The 2,025-nt window shown below is 47.3% G+C and carries 2 protein-coding genes; both read left to right on the forward strand.

The window, feature by feature from the left end; translation table 11 throughout:
• The first annotated feature begins 185 nt into the window (after positions 1 to 185).
• Entirely contained in the window at positions 186 to 1,736 is a 1,551-nt protein-coding gene (istA, locus tag IEV61_RS20525; protein ID WP_188419024.1) for an IS21 family transposase, read from the forward strand.
• Positions 1,737 to 1,756: 20 nt separating this feature from the next.
• The coding region (locus tag IEV61_RS20530) for an ATP-binding protein (protein ID WP_229747239.1) at positions 1,757 to 2,025 on the forward strand (269 nt) is incomplete at its 3' end.

The following is a 2,025-nucleotide window of genomic DNA, read 5'->3' on the forward strand; positions in this document are numbered from 1 at the left end:
TGGATATACCGCTGATATTGACCACCTGATTCCGGCGGAATGTGACCATTGATTCCGCGTCAAATTGACCACCCCATTCCGGGGCAAACTGACCAGGCATTCCGGGCCAAATTGACCACCCCGAACGAGCAGCTAATGCTGTAGAAGCACCCATCTTTACGAGGTTTAACATAACCTCCAAAAGCATGGCCAACACTACGATTAGCATGAGTAAGATCAGAAAGATAATAAGGATGTACACCAATGGCCGCAGTATCATGTCGATAGCTGCCCAGGCTGATACATCCCGGAATACCGTTAAGAAGTACCTGGCCTCGTTTAAGGATAGTGGCTTTACGTTTGAGGAGGTTGACGCGCTGAACGATAAGGAGCTAGAGGATTTCTTTGGAAAAAGCAGGGAGATGCCTCCTACAGGCCGTATGCAATCTATGCTGCGGTGCTTTCCGCATGTTGACAAGGAACTCAAAAGCACCGGCGTTAACCGTCATATATTATGGGCAGAGTATTATAAAGAGTTCCCGGAAGGCTACCAGTACAGCCAGTTCTGCTTCTATTATACCCAGTGGAAGGCTCGGGTGAACCCGACCATGCACATGGATCACAAAGCAGGTGATAAGTTATATGTGGACTTTGCAGGGCAAAAGCTGAGTATTACCGATAAGGATACCGGCGAGATCATTACCGTTGAGGTATTTGTAGCTATACTCGGAGCCAGTCAGCTCACTTACGTAGAAGCGGTAGGCAGTCAGCAAAAGGAGGACTTTATTACGGCCTGTGAGAATACGCTGCACTATATCGGTGGCGTTCCTGATGCCATTGTACCGGATAACCTGAAAGCTGCCGTGACCAAAAGCAGCCGTTTTGAACCCACGTTAAACGAAACATTCGCTGACTTTGCAGATCATTACGGTACCACCATACTACCAGCTCGGGCGTTCCGCCCTCGTGATAAAGCATTGGTAGAAGGTGCGGTTAAGATCATGTATACCCGGATCTATGCCCCCTTAAGAAAAGTAGTTTACCATTCGTTAAAGGATCTGAATGAAGCCATAAGGGTTGTGCTCGAAGAGCACAACAACAGGTTCCTGCAAGGCAGGAACTATAGCCGAAGGCAGCAGTTCGATGAGATAGAGCGGGAGGTGCTCAACCCTTTACCTGTTCTGCGTTACGAGCTTAAAAAGCAGTTCCATGCTACCGTGATGAAGAACGGATATGTTTGTCTTGGACCGGATAAACATTATTACAGCGTCCCTTATCGGTTTATCGGCAGGAAGATCAAGCTGCTATATTCCAGTTCTTCGGTAGAAGCCTTTTACCATTATGAGCGTATCGCTATGCATAAACGCACAAGGGGGCTATATCTTTATACAACCGAGAAAGACCATCTGGCTTCCACTCATCAGTTCGTAGCCGACTGGTCAAAGGATAAGTTCCTGGGCTGGGCCTCATCCATACACGAGGATGTCAGGCTTTATATCCATAATATATTCGACCGTAAACAACATCCTGAACAGGCTTATAAGTCCTGCCTGGGCATCCTTGGCTTCTCCCGCAAAGTAGGTAATGAACGCCTGATCATGGCTTGCAGAAGAGGGCTTCACTATGGCGTTTATAACTACAAGACCATTCATATGATCCTGGAAAAGAAGATGGATCAGTATGAGGAAAGCTTGTTCGCAGATGAACTGCCTATGCCCAGCCACGATAATATCAGAGGAGAAGACTATTACAAATAACCTTTTAAACAACCAATGGAATGAACACAAACACGTTAGACAAAATGCGGAAGCTCAAGTTCTTCGGCATGTACCATGCTTTTCAAAGCACCCTGGAAACAGGTAAAACAGAGGATTATACAGCAGATGAACTACTGGCGCACCTGGTGGATGCAGAGTGGGATGACCGCCATAACAGGCGTATCGAGCGGCAGATATATTATGCCAAGTTCCGCTACAAAGCCTCTGTAGAGGACGTTCACTATCATGCCGACCGGAGTATTGACCGCAACCAGATCATGCGCCTGGC

It is taken from the genome of Mucilaginibacter galii (assembly GCF_014635825.1).
Classification (GTDB): Bacteria; Bacteroidota; Bacteroidia; order Sphingobacteriales; family Sphingobacteriaceae; genus Mucilaginibacter; species Mucilaginibacter galii.